The organism is Sulfuricurvum sp., assembly GCF_028712165.1.
Lineage (GTDB): Bacteria > Campylobacterota > Campylobacteria > Campylobacterales > Sulfurimonadaceae > Sulfuricurvum.
This window is the reverse complement of record NZ_JAQTQR010000006.1, coordinates 1-18,441: the sequence shown is the minus strand read 5'-3', so window position 1 is coordinate 18,441 and position 18,441 is coordinate 1. Positions and strand designations below refer to the sequence as shown.

Here is an 18,441-nt window from a genome sequence, read left to right as displayed (position 1 = left end):
TTACCTATTTTTATAATAAAGGATCGGTGAGTTCAAAAAATCGATCATTCTGAATCGATGTTCCGATTGTAACGCGAATCGCATTCAATCCGTAACTGCTTAAATCACGTACAATCATACCCTTTTTTAAGAGTTCTTGCGCAATTTTTGATGAATTTTTTTCTTCAGGAAGCGATAAAGTGACGAAATTGGTATAACTATCAATCACATCGATCCCCTTCTTGCGTGCAAATTCTTCATATCGTTTCATTTGCTCGAAATTATCGGCAATACACGCTTGAACAAAAGCTTCATCTTCAAGGGCAGTCGATGCCGCTTCAAGCGAAAGAGTCGTTATATTAAACGGCGGTCGAACTTTATAAAGGGCTTCAATAATAGGTACCTGAGCTATTCCATAACCGACACGCATCCCCCCTAATCCGTATGCTTTTGAAAAAGTCCCCAAAAAGAGAACATTATCAAATTGTGCGATCAAATCTCGTGGTTCTACTGCATATGCCGGATTTTTAAAACGGGCATACTCCATGTACGCACCATCTACAATCACCAAAGTATCATTGTCCACTTTTTCGATGAATGAAATCATCTCTTCCGCTTTAAGTCCATTACCCGTAGGGTTATTCGGAGTACAAAGGAAAATGATGGATGGCTTATGTTCTTGGTATAGAGCATAAAATTCTTCCATCTTATGTTCGCGTGATGCGGTACGAATAATTTCTGCCCCGACTTGTTTGGCATAAATCTCATACATTGCGAAAGTCACGCTGTTCATCAGTACTTTACTGCCCGTATGTGCTTTGGCATGGATCGCAAATTCGATCACCTGATCACTGCCCGCCCCGATAATCAACTCATTGCTTTTAATCGCGTATTTATCGGATAAAGCCGTTTTGAGTTTTACCATCGAATCATCCGGATACAACGCCATATTATCGATGATAGCACGTACCGCATCTTTGACTTTCGGTGAACATCCGAACGGATTTTCATTACTTGCCAACTTAACAATATCTTCTTTGGTAATTCCGTATTCACGAACCACCAATTCGATTGGCTTACCTGCCTCGTACGATTTAATATTTTCTAATGCACTGTTAAATTTCATAACTCTCCCTTAACATAGCTGCCTAACCATGTTACTTCTTCTGTATGTTTTTGGATTAATTCTTGAACTTGAGGCTCATCGATATGACCGAAAAAGTCGATGAAGAACCAATAACCGAAGCCGTCATTATCTCGTGAAGGACGACTCTCAATTTTACTCAGATTGATTTCGGCATTATTGAAATCTTCCAGAAAATGAACCAGTGCCCCAGCTTTTTGCGCATCTTTCAAACGCACAAGAATTGAGGTTTTATCATCATCGCTGATAGCGTTTTTGAAATCACTCAAAATAAAAAAGCGTGTTGCGTTATTATGAGCATCTTCAATATTTTCAAACAGTGTCGGTACACTATACAGCTTTGCCGCAATATGTGAACATATAGCCGCGGCCTGAGGATCTTTGGAAGCCAATATAGCCGCTTTTGCCGTTGATTCCACCGGAATATGTTCAACCATATTCAGCCCGTGTTCTTGCAAAAACTCTCGACACTGACCGAATCCTTTATCTTTCGAATAGATCCGTTTGATATCCTGAATTTTTTCCGATTTTGTCGCAAATGCCATATGGATCGGCATATACAATTCCGCTACGATTTTCATAGTACTTTTACCGAGCAGATCCAGAGTCTCACCCACAACACCGTCTCGTGAATTTTCGATTGGAACAACGCCGAATTTTGCACGGCCTGCTTCGAGTGTTTTAAATACCGCTTCAATCGAACCGAGGGAAAGATAATCGCTCATTGCTCCAAAACGGGACTCCGCTGCCTGATGGGTAAAACTCCCCTCAGGTCCGAGATACGCAATACGTTCAGGAAGCTCAAGATTACGTGCAACGGCAAAAATTTCCAGAAAAACCGCTTCAATCGCTTGGGCATTCAGCAACCCTCCGGACTGTTTACTCAGCAGCGTTAAACGATCGATTATCGCTTTTTCACGCTCCGGACGGTAAACGGCCGTCTTGCTCTCATGTTTGATTTCACCGACACGACGAACCACTTCCATGCGGCGATTTAACAGTGAAACGACTTCGTTATCTATCTCATCAATTCGTGCTCTGCACTCTTCTAAAGTATTCATAGCCTCTCCAATATCTCTTGCATATCCGCATAAATCTCTGCCGGACGCTGAGAAAGTTCCAAAGATGGGATAATTTCCTCCGCCGAACGGTATTTTCCGCTGAGTACAAATACCCCTTTCATCCCCAATGATTGTGCTCCGATGAGATCCCCTTTGACGTCATCACTGATGATCGTAATATCACGAAATCCAGCTCCCGCTTTTTGAGCCGTTAAACGCTCTAATGCCTCATTAAAAAATGAAACACTCGGTTTACCGACAACAATATACGGAGTTGATGTTGCGAACTCAAGCATTTTCAAAATTGCTCCGACTCCAGGATAACGTTTATGATTTTTTACATACAACGTCGTTTCATGCATCCCTACGAGTTCCGCTCCGCCAAGAAGAAATTCAATCATCGCAGCATATTCATCCGGTAAAAAGTTCTCTTTGATCGCGATGAGTACAACATCCGGAGTCGTATAATCAAGACGGTATCCCATAGAATGCAATACACCCAAGAAAGGTTCTGAGCCGTACGCAGCAATCTTTTTACTCTTATCAATGTGGCTTTCCAGCATCATCAACGGATCTAGATAGTGTTCTCTCGGGATATTAAGTCCTATCGAATTTAAATACCCTAAAAATTCGTTGCTCGGGCTTTTAGTACTGTTGGTAATAACCATATACGGTATTTTACGAGTGTTCAGGAAATCGATAAAAGCAACCGCACCGCGAGTGGGAAGCTTGGTGTTATCTTCGATTAATGTCCCTTGTACGTCGATAAAATACATCATAATTCCTACAGGTACTCACGCTCTAGCGCAATAACATCCTCAAAATTTTCACGACGTCGGATAAGCCGTTCATTACCCGCTTCAACAGCGATCTCGGCAGAACGTCCTCGGGTATTGTAGTTGCTCCCCATTCCGAAACCATAGGCTCCGGCACTGTGTACAATAAGCAAATCATTGTGTTCCATAGGTGGAAGCGGATAGTTTTTGGCTAAAAAGTCGCCGCTTTCACATACCGGACCGACGACATCCGCCGCACTCTCTTCACCCGTTTTATCCAGTGCTTCAATGCGGTGATATGCTTTATACAGGCTCGGTCGGATAAGATCGTTCATTGCTCCGTCAACCATTACAAAACGCTTCTCACCGTTGTTTTTTTCGTACAGTACTTTTGTCAGGAAATATCCGGCATTTGCCGTCAAAAATCGACCAGGCTCGCAAATGATGGTCACATCAATCCCTTTGAGTGCTGAAAGAATTGCTTGCGCATAATCGTACGGTTCAATCGTCGTCTCGTTATCGTAACGGACACCCAACCCTCCACCGATATCAAAAAATTTCAACTCGATATCGATAGCTTGGAGAGATCGAAGCAAATCGGCAACAATAACGGCAGCTTCATAAATCGGTTCCAATTCTGTCAGCTGGCTTCCGATATGAAAATGGATACCAACAGGGTCAAGATGATCGGAATTTTTAGCCTGAATGTACATCCGCTTCGCCGCAACAATTTCTACACCGAATTTATTATCATGCAGTCCGGTTGAAATATACGGATGGGTTTTTGGATCGATATTCGGATTCACACGGATACTGATACGAGCTTTGGCATTCAACTCACGTGCAATCATCTCGACACGTCCGAGTTCTGCTTCGCTCTCTACGTTGATGTAAAGGATATCCGATTCAATCGCTTCACGGATTTCATCATCCCGTTTGCCGACACCGCTGAAAAGTATACGGTATTTTGGAATTCCGGCCATCAAGGCACGACGGACTTCTCCGATAGAGACACAATCCGCACCGGAACCTAACTGTGCAAAATGCTTGACAACACTAAGATTGGAATTGGCTTTAACTGCATACGCCAAAATCGATTTACGCCCGCGAAACGCCTCTTTCAAAGATTCGAACTGCGTTTTCATCGCATCAAAATCGTACACATACAATGGTGTTCCGTAGGTTTCTGCCAGAGCTTTAAAATCGATCACTCTTAATCCTCGTTGATTAGTTTTGTCGCGATTTTACCCTAACTCTCCTTAGGGGATTTCCAAGTCGCCAAAACATCACACCGCTCAAGAGTATAATCGGAACGATTATCCCTATTTCAGGGGAGAGCGTTTTGTTATTAGAAAGCTCTCCCATCATAAAGAGCAATCCCCATACAATCAAGGTGATTAGAATAGCTCCAAAACTGAAAAAGGAAAGATTTAAAAATCGGGCACTTACCGGTGCATATGAAAAACAAATCACGATTAGAATCAGTGCGAACCAAGGGGTGATAAACATACGATACATTCCGCTTGTAATCTTTGCAATATCAACATTTTGATTTTTTAAAAGACTCAGTGCATCCAATCCGTCGCCGATCGTAAAATTCGCTTTCCCTTCATAAACCTGATCCAAGATTTTAGGTTTAAAATCACGAAGCACTTTCAAATTTTCACGATCTTCACTCTCAATTCCAATTGCTTTAAGATCAACCGTTTGTGGAGGATGAATCAAATGGGCTTTTTTAATATTCCAATATCCGTTGTCATACACCGCTTCCGTTGCACTCAACGCCTCTTTTAAATGTCCCTGATTAAACGTGAAAATACGGATATCTTCCGCCCTTTTACTAAGAGGATACAGATTGCCGAAATAGATATAATTTCCCTCATGGGTAAAAAAAAGATTGCTTGTCGGACGGATAAACTCGGATGTTTCTCGAAGATTATCCGAAAATTCATTAGCCCGCGCGAAATTGGTCGTATGCAATGCAATATAAATTCCGATCAGCCCACCCGCTACACTTAAAAAAGGGGCTAGAATTCGAGCTTTGGAATACCCTATTGCATAGTAGGCCGCCAATGCATTGGAACGAACCAATTCGACCAACGAAGCAATCATTGCAAATACCAATGAAATCGGCAGCATCATGTCTATCGCATAAAAAAATTTATACATAATGTAAATCAAAACAAGATTCGCGGATGCCGGAAGGCCAGCTGCATTATCCATTAAATCAAATCCAACCATAAAACTGCTGAGTGCGGTCAAAACAATCAAAAAATAGCGTATATAAAGAGACGAAAGCGTCGTAAAAGCAAGCATCTTAAAAACCCTTACTCGAACATTTTGCGGCCACATCGCTGCAACTGTGTTTCAACAGCATCTCAACAGCATCGGCTGATGCGGCAATCCAACTTGAAAGTTTGGACTGTTCTTCTGTACTAAACGGATGCAAAACATAATCGGCAACCTGTGATTTATGCTCGGGCTTACCAATCCCCATCCGGACACGGGTATAATCGGCACCGATAGCGGCATCGGCAGATTTTAATCCGTTGTGCCCTCCATGACCGCCGCCGTTTTTAAAGCGCAACGCCCCGAACGGAAGATCCAAATCATCATGGATAACAATGACCTCATCGATTTTATAAAAATTTTTAACGGCTAGGATAGAACGACCGGAGAGATTCATATAGGTAGTAGGTTTGAGAAGAAAGTGCGATCCCATTTTAAACAACTCCCCTTCAAAGGAGCTCTTTGAAATATTTTGCACACTATGGCGTCGACAAAGTTCGTCAATAACCATAAAACCGATGTTATGACGGGTCGATGCATATGCCGAGCCGGGATTGCCCAGTCCGACAATAAGCATAATTATTTCGCTTTAATGATACTAAGAACCGATACGCGATCGGAATCAGTAAACGTTACGTTCTCAACACGTGGAAGATCACGAACCAATACTGAATCACCTAGATCAAGTGCAGCAACATCAACTGTAACGCTAGCTGGTAAGTTTTCAATTGTTGCTTTAACACGAAGACGTTTTTTCGCGATGAATAACATCCCTTTGTTTTTCAAACCGATCGGAGTACCGACTGTTTTAACCGGAACATGGTAGTGAGTGACAACATTCGGTTGTGCAACCATCAAATCAACGTGTAACAAATTGCCCGATACCGGATGAGACTCATACCCTTGAACTACAAGGTTCATCTCTGTTCCGCCAACGTTTACAGCAAATGCTACGCTCTCTTTGTTGCGCACAGTACGGATAAAGTCGTTCATTTTGAACGCAGCGTGAACGTTGTCAAGCCCTTTTCCATAGATGTTAGCAATAAGATAACCATCACGGCGATACGCTTTTGTAGCAGCTTTGCCAATACTCTCTCTTACAATGCCTTCTAACATAATCATGTCCTTCAAAAATAAAATGGGACGGATTATACTTAAAAATAGTTTAAAATATCCTAAATTATCTTATACTTTTAACTCAATAAAATCTTCTGATTTAAACTCTTTCGGACCATCGTCAACCCCCAGTTTTTCTTTAGAAACCGTGGTACTCAATCCTTCCATTCGGAGTCTTAAATCGGATGCGGATGTTGCAAATGCCAAGGCATCTTCTCGTGTAATTTTCCCGGATAAATACAGATCCAAAATCCCCTGGTCAAACGTTTGCGATTTATAGAGCTCTTTACCCTCAGCAATCGTATCGGGGATCTCAATATCACGATTTTCAGCAATCAACTGCTCAATCCGCGGCGTTCGGATCAAAATTTCCAGTGCAGCGGTACGTTTCCCTGTTACAGTAGGTATCAGACGCTGGGAAATAACCCCTTTTAAGACCGAGGCAAGGGTCATACGAATACGGTTTTGTTCACCTGTCGGAAATACGGAGATGATACGGTTAACTGTCTCTTTTGCATCAAGCGTATGCAGAGTAGAGAAAACCAAATGTCCGGTATCCGCCGCATGAAGTGCAATCTCAATTGTCTCCATATCCCTCATTTCCCCGACTAGGATAATATCCGGATCTTCGCGCAGTGCCGCACGCAGAGCAGAACCAAAACTATGGGTATCTTGACCGATACTGCGTTGATTGACGATGCATTTGCGGTCTTTATGGACAAATTCAATCGGATCTTCAATCGTGATGATGTGCTTTCGTCGTTTCCAATTGATTTCATTGATGAGAGCCGCTAGTGTTGTCGATTTTCCGCTTCCGGTTACACCGGTCACCAAAACCAATCCCCGTTCCATTTCCGCGAAACTATGAACAACATTTGGTAATTCTAATTCATCTACCGTTAAAATTTTGACCGGAATCAGACGGAATACGGCGGATATTCCCTCCATTTGAAAAAAGATATTGATACGAAAACGGGTGTTTTCATCAAACGGATAAACAAGGTCAAGCTCTTTTTTCTCTACTAACTCCGGAAATCGGGTACGAAGTAACTCTTTGGCAAAAATGAGGGCATCGTCTTTGGAAAAAATTTCTCCCGAAAGGGGGATGATCTCTCCGTTAATACGAGCTCGTACCACGGCGTTGGCTTTAATGTGCAAGTCACTTCCGCCTGCATCGACCATCCGACGCAGATAACCCCGGATTTTTTTCAAAACCTCAAAATTCAACTCCCCTAAATCGGGTTGATGGACACTTTGTCGAATATTTTCATTCATTTTTTACTCCAATTCACTCAAGATTTCAGTAAATGCAATTTTAAACGCTTCAAGCCCTTCGACAATCTGCTGTTCAATAATCGCTTCCATCACAACACCCGCACCGGCAACACGGCTTTGATGTTCCCGAATTATCTCAGCTGAGAGAGGGAGTTTCACCGTTCTGTCTCCCCCTTGAACATATGCGTCAATGGTAGCGATGGGAGCAGTATTCACACTATTCGGAGCTAAAAGCTCATCGATATAATAAGAAGCTCTAAATTCATCCCCTTTTACTCCGGTACTGGCAAACAGTACACGGCATTTTGGAACTTTCATAGCTTCTACACGGTTATAAATCTCCGCTGCATTGAGTATCCCCATTAATCCGGTACGAACTCCGGCAGCTCGAAGCGTTTCATCAATGGCACGATCAATACGACTGACAAATACGCTGATGACCGTATCAACACTTGCTTTGTGAGATGCTCTCTCAAATGCGGCTGCGCATTTCACTGCCTGATCAACGGAAAAAATCAACGTTGCATTGACAGCGATACCTTGCGATGCCAGGGCTTCCATAGCCAAATATCCGGCTTCAGTAGCCGGTACTTTGATCATCACATTCGGACGATTGATACTATGATGAAGCCGTTCTCCCTCTGCAACCGTTGCTTTTGTATCATCGCACAAAAACGGGTCGACTTCGATACTGACGTATCCGTCATCTCCGGCATCGTATAACGGTCGCAATATATCGGCGGCTTTTTGAATATCGTAAATAGCCAATGCTTCATATTTTTCTTTTGGGGAAAGAGAACCCAGTGTTGAAAGCTGCTCTTTATACGCGGCAGATGTGAGAATCGCATTTTTAAATATTGCAGGGTTCGATGTGGCTCCGTTAATGATCCCTTTGGCGATTAACTCTTTAAAGCCTTCATCTAAAAAGGTCCGTTCGATAAAGTCAGCCCAAAGGGCAAAACGAGCTTCCGCTAGATACATTATAACTCCGTGACAAAAAGGTAAACTATTATGCCGAAAAATAATTAAAAATAGATGTTAACACCGACTTTATATCGATCTTCACGATGATATTGGTTGAATACCTCATAGTTAAAAGAGAGTGCTCCCATCGTGTTCCACTGCCATACATGAGAAAGTATCATACGGCTTCGATCAGCTCCGTCAAGATACAAAATATGACCCGCTTCAATACTGCTTTTCATCCGATATCCCCAATTCATCCCTGCACCGGCACTAAATCCGAGTCCTGCATCTGCATTAAAGCCGAGTCTTATTTCCGGTTCGCTTAAGAGGTATCCGAACATCCGTTCGTCTCCGATTGCAGCTCCTGCCCCGACACGAGTGACGAAACTAAGTCGATCGTCTCCATAGTCGCGATCCCATCCACTTTTCATTCGCCATGAAAGCGGCTTAAAAAAATGGCTGACAGGTGCAATAGAAGCCAACGAGAGAATCGTGAATTTCTCCAAATTCACTTTCTCTTTATCGATTCCGATCAACGTATCTAAAAATTCAATCTGTGCTCCGGAAAGGTGTCCCGTATCATCTTCAGTGAGATCATGAAAAGCCGGACGCCATCCGATAAGCAATGGAGAACGATGTTCAAACCACCCCTGTGCCACCTCTATACGAGCGGAGTGATGCGCCGTGTCGGGATTGGATTTACTCGGTATCGGAAGTTCTTTACCCTCTCCCAATGCCGCACGCGCTACAAGAAGTTCATGATAACGTGCGGCATATTCATCCTTGGAGATCTTCCCTTCGATGTAGTCGTACTCCACGAGTTCAGCAGAAGCTTCGAGAACAAAACGACGTTCCTGGTCACTCAGCTCGATCCCTTTTAGATCATTTCCACGTATTGTACCGATTGTAAGGGATCGAACCGCATCGATTCCCCGAGGAGTTAGCTGACGCTCATACGCCAAGAGTTTTGTCCGTTTTGAAGGTCGGAAATGTTTTTCCTCGACCAAAGCCTCATCTTCAAATGCACGAACCGTTTCAGGCGGAATGACATAATAAAAAAAATGATCCCGAAGATGGACACTTGGACGGGCAATTTCAGTCAACCACAGCATATGGTACGAGCAGTTTTCATCGAAAAAATAGTACCAGGAATTGATATGCTGTAATTCCCAGATATGACGTACCATTGCCATTACTTCATCATGTGTGAGATTTAAATCGTATTCCCATACATCTCGAGATTCGCTGTCACGATATTCTTTGAGTTTTTCATAGTAAGGGAGCATCGAATAAAATCCATGGTATCCCCCAAAAAGACCTTTATAGGCAAATAATAATCCATTTGTATCTTCCGTAAACGCCGCATAATTGATCGCATATGACATGAGTTTAGAGTCCATCGACGAATCGATCCGTAAAAAGGTATGCCCGAACATCGATGCAGGAGAGTTTATATGGGCACTCGGAAAAACAAGCGTCACTTTTTGGGGATCCATCTTCGCGACAAGTATATTATATTCTCTGCAGTCACCCTCTCCGAATGATGTATTCAGCTCATTTTCCAACCATGCCCGTCGAGCAGGAAAACGGCAAAAAACACTTCCGTCACTTTGATTCAAATCATTAGCAAAATGGGTAATTGTCTCATCCAATTCACTTGAAATATCGCTTTTACCGTTTGGAGCTAAAAAAAAAGCCTCATCATCAATTTCACTTTCATTGTGCGGAGTGTGCATCAAAAGATGCCAGTAACGTGTATCAGAAAGATGTTTCGTGTGAGCTTGTGCAATCAATTCATCGGTCGTACTCGCGAAGAGCGATAAAGTCAATGCACATAAGAAAAGAAGAAAGGGCAAAAAAACCTCAGATTCGTCATTCCCGCAAAAGCGGGAATACACATTTAAAAATAGCTATTATCCGGCGATTGTTGAAACGTTATCCAACACGGTAGCCATGTCCGCTTTATCACTGCTATAGATAGCGTTGTAATTTGCTTGAAGAGCCGATGCGAATGCCGCTTTGTCTTGAACGTTCAAAAGTTCTGCCAATGTTGAAACACTTTCACCGTGTCCGATAGCGATCTCACGAGAAAGTTGATCCATATTGGAAGCAACGAACTCTGCTGCACGCTCATTCAATACCAATTTTGATTTTTTACATCCAGAAGTTCCTGATGTAACACCAAACGTTTGGTTCCCGAGTGTTCCATTGGTTGTTGCCTGAAGTGCCAACATAACGGCTGAACTGTCATCGTGAATAATTTGTGACCCAAGACCACACCCTGTTTGGCTGTTAACTGTTGCAAAACCTGCCGTACTAAGTGCAGCGACTGCTGCGATACTGATTAAAACTTTTTTCATATAGACCCCTTTTTCATAAGAATTAACAGAGAGTATAAGTAAAAAAACCTTAAACATCTCTCACATTCCAACAATTGGCATCGATTTGCTCTACCGCTGTTTTAAGACGCTCCAAAAAATGCTCTCTTGAAACTTCTTTTGCACCCAAACTTTTGAGATGATTCGTCGGAACCTGGCAATCGATAAAAGAGTATCCCCATTTGCGTAAATGTTCAACAAGCACTGCAAAAGCTACTTTGGAAGCATCGGACACTTTGGCAAACATCGATTCGCCGCAAAATACCCCTCCGACACTCACACCGTACAGTCCACCGACTAACATACCGTTTTGATACGCTTCGACACTGTGTGCATGCCCAAGTGCGTGAAGTGTTTCATAGGCTTCTATCATATCCGGTACAATCCAGCTTCCTTTTTGACCACGGCGAGGTGCCATACTGCATTCACGAATAACCTGAGAGAAAGCCGTGTCAAAACGAACTTCAAAATGAGCACGTTTTTTCCGTAAAGAGCGGCTCAATTTAAAATCATCCAACTCCAATATGAGTCTAGGATCCGGTGACCACCAGAGGATAGGATCTCCCTTGCTATACCAGGGAAATATACCCAAACGATACGCCATCATTAAACGTGAAGGGGAGAGATCGCCGCCGTAGGCTACGACTCCCTCTTTGGATGCATCTGCAGGATTAGGAAAAGAGAGGTGATAGGTGAGTTTTGGAATCATTCAGCATAATCAAAAACAAGTTGATCCGTATAATCGACGAAAACTTTCCCCCCTTGTGCCAAACGGCCAAAGAGCATTTCATCTACCAATGAATCTTTGATTTTTTCAGAAATAACGCGCCCAAGCGGACGTGCCCCCATCGCTTTGTCATATCCGATTTTTGCAATATACACTTTTGCTTTGTCGCTGAGAGCCACGCTGACTTTTTTTGGTTTGAGCTGTATATTGAGTTCTCTAATGAATTTATCAACGATCCCCTCGACAACATTCATAGGCAATGCCGCAAACTCAACAACCCCATCCAGCCGATTACGGAATTCCGGAGTAAAAAATGATTTTAGCGCTTCATGACGTGAAATAGAACTGTCTGCATTGAATCCCATAACGTTCCGCTCTGTTGCCCCGATATTTGAGGTCATAACCAATACGACATTCGAAAAATTCGCTTTAAATCCTGTATTATCGGTGAGTGTCGCACTGTCCATTACCTGTAAAAGAACATTGATCAAATCGGGATGCGCTTTTTCGATCTCATCGAGCAATAACACCATATAAGGGTGTTTTCGAACCGTTTCGACCAGCAATCCTCCCTGCTCAAATCCCACATATCCCGGAGGTGACCCGATGAGACGGCTAATAGCGTGTTTTTCCATATATTCGGACATATCGAACCGCTCGAAATAAATTCCCAAAGTCTGAGCCAATGATTTCGCCAATTCTGTTTTTCCAACGCCCGTAGGGCCGGAAAAGAGAAAAGATGCAATCGGCTTATGTTCTGCACTCAAACCGGCATACGAACGTTTGATCGACTTGACCACTTGGCTAACGGCATGATCCTGTCCGATAACAAGTGCTTTCAAATCCGATTCCAGCGAAGAGAGTTTTTCGCGTACGTCTGTCCCCATTTTCGAAGTGGGTACTCCCGTCATTTTCGAAATAATCGCTTCGATATCGTGGGGAGTGATCGTCGTGCGTTTATGGGTTTTGAGATGAAACGATGCTCCGGCTTCATCGATCAAATCAATCGCGACATCCGGTAAAAAGCGATCGGTAATGTATTTTTTGGAGAGTTCAACCGCAGAGCGAAGCGCTTTATCGGTGTATTTCACTCCATGGTGTTTTTCATACCGTTCTCGGAGCCCTTTGAGAATCAAAAAACTCTCTTCATCCGAAGGTTCGCCCACTTCAATACGGGCAAAACGGCGGCTAAGGGCACGATCTTTTTCAAAAACGCTTCGGTATTCCGCATGAGTCGTTGCCCCCATACATTTCAAAATACCGGAAGCAAGAGCGGGTTTGAGCTGATTAGACGCATCCATACTTCCGCCGCCGACAGCTCCAGCGCCTACAATCGTGTGAATTTCATCGATAAATAAAATAGCATTCGGATGTTCGGCTGCCTCATCCATCACGGCTTTGAGCCGTTTTTCAAAATCTCCGCGGTATTTGGTTCCCGCAAGCATCGCCCCTAAATCCAGAGCAAAAACTTCGGCATTTTCCAAAATTTTAGGAACATCTCCTGAGAGAATCCGTAATGCCAACCCTTCAGCAATCGCTGTTTTACCCACTCCCGGTTCACCAATTAAGAGCGGATTGTTTTTCTTTCGACGGCAGAGAGTTTGAATCGTACGTTCAATTTCATTAACCCGTCCGATAACGGGATCAATCTTCCCTTTACGTGCCTGGGCAATCAGGTTGATCGAGTATTTTTGCAATGCCCCTTCATTTTGGGACTCATCCTGCGCAGTATCCATATCCCGATGTGAAATTGCTTCGAGTACATCGACACGACTGATTCCATACTCTTCGAGCAGCATACACGCATACGTATGATGTTCTTCATACACTGCTGCGATAAGATCGCCTACATCCGCATACTCTTTTTGGGCACTTCGTACATGGTGCATCATTCCGTCAATCATCCGAGCCAATGCGACCGTCTCAAAAGGATCTTGTTCCGCATCGTCCGGTAACGGCTCCATTGTCTGCATCAAATACGCACCCAGTGCTTCGCGGATAAGCTCCACGTCCGCACCGCAAGACTTGATGATGGCCTCACCGTCAGGTGAGTTGAGCAATGCCAACATAACGTGTTCAATGGTTAGATATTCATGACGCTGATGTCGTGCAAACGCGATCGCTTTTTGAAAAATTGCATTCAGTTCTGTACTTACCATGATTATGCTTCCTCCATTACCGCTTTAAGGGGAAATCCGTTTTCTCTAGCCAGTGTACCCACTTGATGTACCTTTGTTTCGGCTACTTCAAACGGATATACTCCGCATAAGCCACGCCCTTTTTGATGTACTTCAATCATGATAGCGTGAGCATCCTGAAAATTTTTCCGAAACAATTTCATCAAAATTTCAACGACAAAATCCATTGACGTGTAATCGTCATTGAGCAAAAAAACATTGTACTGCTTTGGATGTTCCACCAAAAGATCTAACTGTGTTGAGTGTTCGTGTTTTGTAGCCATACGCAACTATACCTTATCTTTTTAAAGGTTTGCCGCGTTTACAAAGTCAGCAATAATCGCTTCAGCACTTTCCAAGCCAATCGAGACACGAACAAGCCCCGGTGTGATCCCTAAAAACTCACGTGTCGCTTCATCAAAATCGCGATAAATGGTCGAAGCCATGTGCAATCCGAGAGTACGGCTATCGCCGATATTAGCCGTAATCGTTATCAATTTGGAACGGTTTAAGAACTCAAAAGCTCTCTCTTTACTCCCCATATCGATCGTGAGAATGGTTCCGCACCCATTTGCAAATTGACTCAAATAGCGCTCATGGTGAGGATGGTGCGGCAAACACGGATGATTAACGCTCAATCCCTTCTCATTTAGAGCTTTAGCCACTGTTTCCACCGTTGTAACGATCCGATCCATACGTAACGGCAACGTCTCCAATCCTAACATCGTCAGGTAGCTTCCAAATCCGTTTGCCGACATCCCAAAATCACGCAATGCCCGTTTTTTGGCATTCGCAACCAATGCCATAGAGCCCATCTTTTTGATGAACGGATGTACATCACGATAACGCTCACCTTTAAACTTATCCTCACCCTCAGCGATCGCGCGGAAAATCACGGCACCGCCAAGAGCCGAAGCATTTCCCGTGATAATTTTAGTCGTTGAATAGACAACGATATCGGCACCCAATGCTATCGGCACTACACTCAGCGGAGTAATCGTATTATCCACCATCAAGACTACTCCGTAACGATTGGCAATCTCGGCAATTTTTGCAATATCAGGAAGGCGCATATTCGGATTGCCGACACTCTCCAAAAAAATAATTTTGGTAGCCGTATTGATTGCTTCTTCGATAGCATCTAATGCATCCACATCAAAAAAGTGCGTCGTAATCCCAAAGCGCACCAGCGTCTCTGTAAAATACGAATAGGTACCTCCGAAAAGTCCGCCGATACTGATAATTTCATCACCCGCTCTCAAAAGGCTCAAGGTAGCCATAGCTGTCGCACCCATACCAGAAGAAGCCGCGACCGCACCGATTCCGCCGTCCATTGAAGCTAAAATCTGTTCCAGCTGCGCCGATGTAGGATTGCCGACACGAGCATATAACGGTTTTTTCACAGATCCGTCAAATATCCCTTCGCCCGTTTCGCTGCTGCCATATCCGAAAGAAGCCGAATTCACCATGACCGGGCTGACCGGTCCCTCTTTTTTCCCGACTTGCTGGACTATACGTGTTGTAAACTCTTCAAAGCGATTCATCATCTAACCTGTATTAAAATTGGACAATTATAACCAAAAAGGCTCTCTCCTTGTCTAAACGAATTTTCGTAACCGCAACTAACACCAATATCGGCAAAACTTATTCCTCTCAACTTCTTATCAGAGCATTCAGCCGTATGGGACTGCGGGTAGGTGTCTACAAACCGGTTGAAACCGGAGTCACAACCCTGCCATCGGATGGCAATACGCTTTTCAAAACCGCATTATCCTATAATCCGGCACTCACCTCATTAACGTTAAATGATATCGTCACCCTTCAACTTCCCCTCCCTGCGGCACCTTTTGTGGCCAATGATGGGAAAAATATAGATTTCAGCCTCTTTGATACCGCATTAGCAAAAATCGAAACTCTGTGTGATATCGTCATCATTGAAGGGGCCGGCGGGCTAATGGTTCCGATCGATTCTGAAAAAATGATGATCGATCTGCCCAGACACTTTAATGCCGTAACATTATTAGTCACCCACTGCAATCTCGGATGCATTAATGACACACTCTTAAGCATCAATGCACTTGACAGTGCTGCATTGCCTTATGTATGGGGACTGAATTGCCGATCTGAGGATACAAGTTTTGAAACCGTATCCCTCCCTTATTTTAGTCATCGCTTTAATCCGCTCTTCCTAATCGAGAAAGATATTGATACCATAGCCAAAGTACTTTTGGATACAATTTCACTACAAAATGAGGAGATAGCATGAAACACCTGATTCGAACGGATGATTTTACGACGGACCAAATTCTTCAGGTTTTACGAGATGCGGAACACTATCTAGCGGGACAGTTTGACCCAATCCTCAAAGAAAAAATCATCATTACCCTCTTTTTTGAAAACTCAACCCGAACCAAAAGCTCTTTTGAAATTGCAGCAAAACGCTTAGGCGCCGAAGTGGTTCATCTTGATGTGCAAAAAAGTTCTACCCAAAAAGGGGAAAGTCTAGTCGATACGGCGGCTAATCTCGATGCAATGGGACCTCACGCGATGATCGTCCGCCATGCCCATGCGGGAGTTCCCAATATCCTTGCGCAAAATACCCATGCTTCAATCATCAATGCCGGCGACGGAGCTCATGCCCATCCGACGCAGGCCTTACTCGATCTCTTTACCCTCCGCCGCCATTTTGGGGATGTTAAAGGCAAAAAAATCGCTATCGTAGGGGATATCAAAAATTCTCGTGTAGCCAACAGCAATATCGAATTATTGACCCGTTTTGGAATGGAGATCACTCTTGTAGCCCCTCCGCATTTTCTCCCGGACAGTAATCTCAAAACGACTCATAATCTCCGTGATGTCATTGATAACGTCGATGCTATCATGAGCCTTCGTACCCAAACCGAACGCCATTCACATCAAACCTACGGTTCACTCAAAGATTACGCCAGCGATTTTTGTATCACACAGGAACTTGTCGGAGATCGTGATTTGATTCTCCTTCATCCGGGACCGGTACATCGCAATATCGATATCGATGATATGATGCTCAAAGACCCTCGCTGCAAAGTATTGGAACAAGTACGCAACGGCGTTGCCATCCGGATGGCAGTTCTCAAAGCACTTATAGCCTGATGTATCAACGTTTCACTGAGCTCGTATCATCAGGAGTGAAGTGCTTTTTTTTCACAAATTTCACGGGAGAGAATCTCCAGTGTTTTACACTGGAAGAGCTTGAGAAAGAAGATATTGAGTTTTCTTTCAACAATGAAAGCGACAGTACAAATTCACCGCATAAACCACTTTATATTCCTGTAGCCTTTGAGCACTACTCCCAAAAATTTGAAACCGTACAAAGTCATATTCGGAGCGGAAATACCTATCTCCTAAATCTTACACAACCCTCCGTAATTAAAACGGACTATACACTTAATGAAATCTATACGATGGCACATGCGCCATATAAAATGCGCGTAAAAGATACATTTGTCTGTTTCTCACCTGAACCTTTTATTACCATTGTTGACAATATCATCCATACCTATCCAATGAAAGGGACAATAGACGCATCTGTACCTGATTCAATCAATACCATATTAAATGATCCGAAAGAGCTTGCAGAACATACAATGATTGTAGATCTACTTCGTAATGATTTAGGAATTGTAGCCAAGGATATAAAAGTTGAAAAATTTCGCTTTATAACCACTATTGACACCGGAAATAAAAAATTGCATCAAGTAAGTTCCCATGTCTGCGGCACATTGGATATAAACTGGACAGAAAATGCAGGAGAACTGCTTCGTAAACTATTACCGGCAGGTAGTATAAGCGGAACACCCAAACGTAAGACTGTAGAGATTATAAAAGAGGTTGAAGAATATGATCGCGGATATTTTACAGGAGTATTCGGATACTACGATGGAAAGAATCTCTACAGCGCAGTTGCAATTCGTTTCATAGAAAAGATTAACGGTAGCCTTATCTATAAAAGCGGTGGAGGTATAACCTCCGAAAGCAACGTGATAAGTGAATACACGGAAATGATCGATAAGATCTATATCCCTTAACGAACACTCACTTGCGGCTTTAATTTTTGAAGTGTTTTTGGACCGATTCCATTAACATTAACGAGTTCATCGATACTTTTAAAGCCACCATGTGTTTTTCGATATTTAATGATTTCCTGAGCTTTAGATGGACCTATTCCATTAAGCGTTTGCAACTGTGCAGCATTAGCACGATTAATATTGATAGTTCCAAATGCGAGAGAAACAATGAAAAAAAGAAGGGTGATTATTTTAACCATATCTAACCTTTATAAATAAAATATTAGATTATAGCTTGAATAGCATAAAAATGCAAAGTATGATTAACAAATGGTTATAGGTTTATTAGATTAAATTTTCGATTAATGAATTAAAAGAAGAGGGGGGTTAGTTAAGAAGAAATCTGAGGCCAGGCGGCGACCTACGTTCCCACACCTGAAAGATGCAGTATTATGAGCGATGAGGGTCTTAGCTTCCGGGTTCGGAATGGGACCGGGCGTTTCCCCC

The 18,441-nt window shown here is 43.2% G+C and carries 19 protein-coding genes and 1 rRNA gene; 3 read left to right on the top strand and 17 right to left on the bottom strand.

Features of this window, described 5'->3' with window-relative positions:
• Positions 1 to 10: 10 nt before the first annotated feature.
• The 15 genes from hisC to PHP90_RS01645 all read right to left on the bottom strand — a co-directional run bounded on the left by hisC (position 11) and on the right by PHP90_RS01645 (position 15,435).
• A complete protein-coding gene (gene hisC / locus PHP90_RS01715) occupies positions 11 to 1,105 on the bottom strand; it encodes a histidinol-phosphate transaminase (protein ID WP_299924296.1) in 1,095 nt (364 codons plus the stop codon).
• Complete coding sequence (pheA, locus tag PHP90_RS01710) at positions 1,102 to 2,184, bottom strand: prephenate dehydratase (protein ID WP_299924293.1); 1,083 nt, start codon at positions 2,182 to 2,184, stop codon at positions 1,102 to 1,104. Before pheA ends, hisC begins: the two co-directional genes overlap by 4 nt.
• The gene (locus tag PHP90_RS01705; protein WP_299924290.1) at positions 2,181 to 2,960 is read right to left on the bottom strand and encodes an HAD-IIA family hydrolase; all 780 of its coding nucleotides are present in this window, start codon (positions 2,958 to 2,960) and stop codon (positions 2,181 to 2,183) included. The genes pheA and PHP90_RS01705 overlap by 4 nt, the downstream gene beginning before the upstream one ends.
• Positions 2,961 to 2,968: 8 nt before the next feature.
• Positions 2,969 to 4,171 carry a diaminopimelate decarboxylase gene (gene lysA, locus PHP90_RS01700; protein ID WP_299924287.1) on the bottom strand — a complete coding sequence of 401 codons (1,203 nt, stop codon included), beginning with the start codon at positions 4,169 to 4,171 and terminating at the stop codon, positions 2,969 to 2,971.
• 16 nt (positions 4,172 to 4,187) lie between these two features.
• Positions 4,188 to 5,276, bottom strand: a complete 1,089-nt coding sequence (locus PHP90_RS01695) for an LptF/LptG family permease (protein WP_299924284.1) — start codon at positions 5,274 to 5,276, stop codon at positions 4,188 to 4,190.
• A 1-nt stretch (position 5,277) separates the two neighbouring features.
• Positions 5,278 to 5,826 (bottom strand): aminoacyl-tRNA hydrolase, encoded by a 549-nt coding sequence (gene pth / locus PHP90_RS01690; RefSeq protein WP_299924281.1) that lies wholly within the window; start codon positions 5,824 to 5,826, stop codon positions 5,278 to 5,280.
• Positions 5,827 to 5,828: 2 nt separating this feature from the next.
• Positions 5,829 to 6,365 (bottom strand): 50S ribosomal protein L25/general stress protein Ctc, encoded by a 537-nt coding sequence (locus PHP90_RS01685; RefSeq protein ID WP_299924278.1) that lies wholly within the window; start codon positions 6,363 to 6,365, stop codon positions 5,829 to 5,831.
• 69 nt (positions 6,366 to 6,434) lie between these two features.
• Positions 6,435 to 7,640, bottom strand: coding sequence for a PilT/PilU family type 4a pilus ATPase (locus tag PHP90_RS01680; RefSeq protein ID WP_299924275.1), 1,206 nt, complete (start codon positions 7,638 to 7,640; stop codon positions 6,435 to 6,437).
• Between the two features lie 3 nt (positions 7,641 to 7,643).
• Positions 7,644 to 8,621, bottom strand: a complete 978-nt coding sequence (locus PHP90_RS01675) for a transaldolase (RefSeq protein WP_299924272.1) — start codon at positions 8,619 to 8,621, stop codon at positions 7,644 to 7,646.
• A 44-nt stretch (positions 8,622 to 8,665) separates the two neighbouring features.
• A complete protein-coding gene (locus PHP90_RS01670; RefSeq protein ID WP_299924270.1) occupies positions 8,666 to 10,462 on the bottom strand; it encodes a DUF4105 domain-containing protein in 1,797 nt (598 codons plus the stop codon).
• 57 nt (positions 10,463 to 10,519) lie between these two features.
• Entirely contained in the window at positions 10,520 to 10,966 is a 447-nt protein-coding gene (locus tag PHP90_RS01665; RefSeq protein WP_299924267.1) for a DUF3015 family protein, read from the bottom strand.
• 49 nt (positions 10,967 to 11,015) lie between these two features.
• Positions 11,016 to 11,693: a leucyl/phenylalanyl-tRNA--protein transferase gene (gene aat, locus PHP90_RS01660; RefSeq protein ID WP_299924264.1), complete on the bottom strand. Its 678-nt coding sequence runs from the start codon at positions 11,691 to 11,693 to the stop codon at positions 11,016 to 11,018.
• Entirely contained in the window at positions 11,690 to 13,870 is a 2,181-nt protein-coding gene (gene clpA, locus PHP90_RS01655; RefSeq protein ID WP_299924261.1) for an ATP-dependent Clp protease ATP-binding subunit ClpA, read from the bottom strand. The genes aat and clpA overlap by 4 nt, the downstream gene beginning before the upstream one ends.
• A gap of 2 nt (positions 13,871 to 13,872) precedes the next feature.
• Positions 13,873 to 14,172, bottom strand: coding sequence for an ATP-dependent Clp protease adaptor ClpS (locus tag PHP90_RS01650; protein ID WP_299924258.1), 300 nt, complete (start codon positions 14,170 to 14,172; stop codon positions 13,873 to 13,875).
• 21 nt (positions 14,173 to 14,193) lie between these two features.
• Complete coding sequence (locus tag PHP90_RS01645) at positions 14,194 to 15,435, bottom strand: aminotransferase class I/II-fold pyridoxal phosphate-dependent enzyme (protein ID WP_299924255.1); 1,242 nt, start codon at positions 15,433 to 15,435, stop codon at positions 14,194 to 14,196.
• A gap of 47 nt (positions 15,436 to 15,482) precedes the next feature.
• On the opposite strand from PHP90_RS01645, the gene bioD reads away from it, so the two are divergent.
• The 3 genes from bioD to PHP90_RS01630 are packed head-to-tail and all read left to right on the top strand — an operon-like array spanning position 15,483 to position 17,955.
• Positions 15,483 to 16,154 (top strand): dethiobiotin synthase, encoded by a 672-nt coding sequence (gene bioD, locus PHP90_RS01640; RefSeq protein WP_299924252.1) that lies wholly within the window; start codon positions 15,483 to 15,485, stop codon positions 16,152 to 16,154.
• The gene (locus PHP90_RS01635; protein ID WP_299924249.1) at positions 16,151 to 17,020 is read left to right on the top strand and encodes an aspartate carbamoyltransferase catalytic subunit; all 870 of its coding nucleotides are present in this window, start codon (positions 16,151 to 16,153) and stop codon (positions 17,018 to 17,020) included. The genes bioD and PHP90_RS01635 overlap by 4 nt, the downstream gene beginning before the upstream one ends.
• Positions 17,020 to 17,955, top strand: a complete 936-nt coding sequence (locus tag PHP90_RS01630) for an aminodeoxychorismate synthase component I (protein ID WP_299924246.1) — start codon at positions 17,020 to 17,022, stop codon at positions 17,953 to 17,955. Before PHP90_RS01635 ends, PHP90_RS01630 begins: the two co-directional genes overlap by 1 nt.
• Here the strand turns inward: PHP90_RS01630 and PHP90_RS01625 are convergent.
• The gene (locus tag PHP90_RS01625; protein ID WP_299924243.1) at positions 17,952 to 18,194 is read right to left on the bottom strand and encodes a helix-hairpin-helix domain-containing protein; all 243 of its coding nucleotides are present in this window, start codon (positions 18,192 to 18,194) and stop codon (positions 17,952 to 17,954) included. The two genes, PHP90_RS01630 and PHP90_RS01625, sit on opposite strands and share 4 nt — an antisense overlap.
• 148 nt (positions 18,195 to 18,342) lie before the next feature.
• Positions 18,343 to 18,441: ribosomal RNA gene (gene rrf, locus PHP90_RS01620) — 5S ribosomal RNA — on the bottom strand; the annotation flags it as partial.

Coding starts and splice junctions, on each gene's coding strand:
- PHP90_RS01625 (WP_299924243.1), bottom strand. CDS start 18,194: ATGGTTAAAATAATCACCCTTCTTTTTTTCATTGTTTCTCTCGCATTT.
- PHP90_RS01645 (WP_299924255.1), bottom strand. CDS start 15,435: ATGATGAATCGCTTTGAAGAGTTTACAACACGTATAGTCCAGCAAGTC.
- PHP90_RS01685 (WP_299924278.1), bottom strand. CDS start 6,365: ATGTTAGAAGGCATTGTAAGAGAGAGTATTGGCAAAGCTGCTACAAAA.
- pheA (WP_299924293.1), bottom strand. CDS start 2,184: ATGAATACTTTAGAAGAGTGCAGAGCACGAATTGATGAGATAGATAAC.
- PHP90_RS01675 (WP_299924272.1), bottom strand. CDS start 8,621: ATGTATCTAGCGGAAGCTCGTTTTGCCCTTTGGGCTGACTTTATCGAA.
- aat (WP_299924264.1), bottom strand. CDS start 11,693: ATGATTCCAAAACTCACCTATCACCTCTCTTTTCCTAATCCTGCAGAT.
- PHP90_RS01695 (WP_299924284.1), bottom strand. CDS start 5,276: ATGCTTGCTTTTACGACGCTTTCGTCTCTTTATATACGCTATTTTTTG.
- PHP90_RS01665 (WP_299924267.1), bottom strand. CDS start 10,966: ATGAAAAAAGTTTTAATCAGTATCGCAGCAGTCGCTGCACTTAGTACG.
- PHP90_RS01680 (WP_299924275.1), bottom strand. CDS start 7,640: ATGAATGAAAATATTCGACAAAGTGTCCATCAACCCGATTTAGGGGAG.
- clpA (WP_299924261.1), bottom strand. CDS start 13,870: ATGGTAAGTACAGAACTGAATGCAATTTTTCAAAAAGCGATCGCGTTT.
- PHP90_RS01705 (WP_299924290.1), bottom strand. CDS start 2,960: ATGTATTTTATCGACGTACAAGGGACATTAATCGAAGATAACACCAAG.
- pth (WP_299924281.1), bottom strand. CDS start 5,826: ATGCTTATTGTCGGACTGGGCAATCCCGGCTCGGCATATGCATCGACC.
- PHP90_RS01630 (WP_299924246.1), top strand. CDS start 17,020: ATGTATCAACGTTTCACTGAGCTCGTATCATCAGGAGTGAAGTGCTTT.
- PHP90_RS01635 (WP_299924249.1), top strand. CDS start 16,151: ATGAAACACCTGATTCGAACGGATGATTTTACGACGGACCAAATTCTT.
- PHP90_RS01650 (WP_299924258.1), bottom strand. CDS start 14,172: ATGGCTACAAAACACGAACACTCAACACAGTTAGATCTTTTGGTGGAA.
- hisC (WP_299924296.1), bottom strand. CDS start 1,105: ATGAAATTTAACAGTGCATTAGAAAATATTAAATCGTACGAGGCAGGT.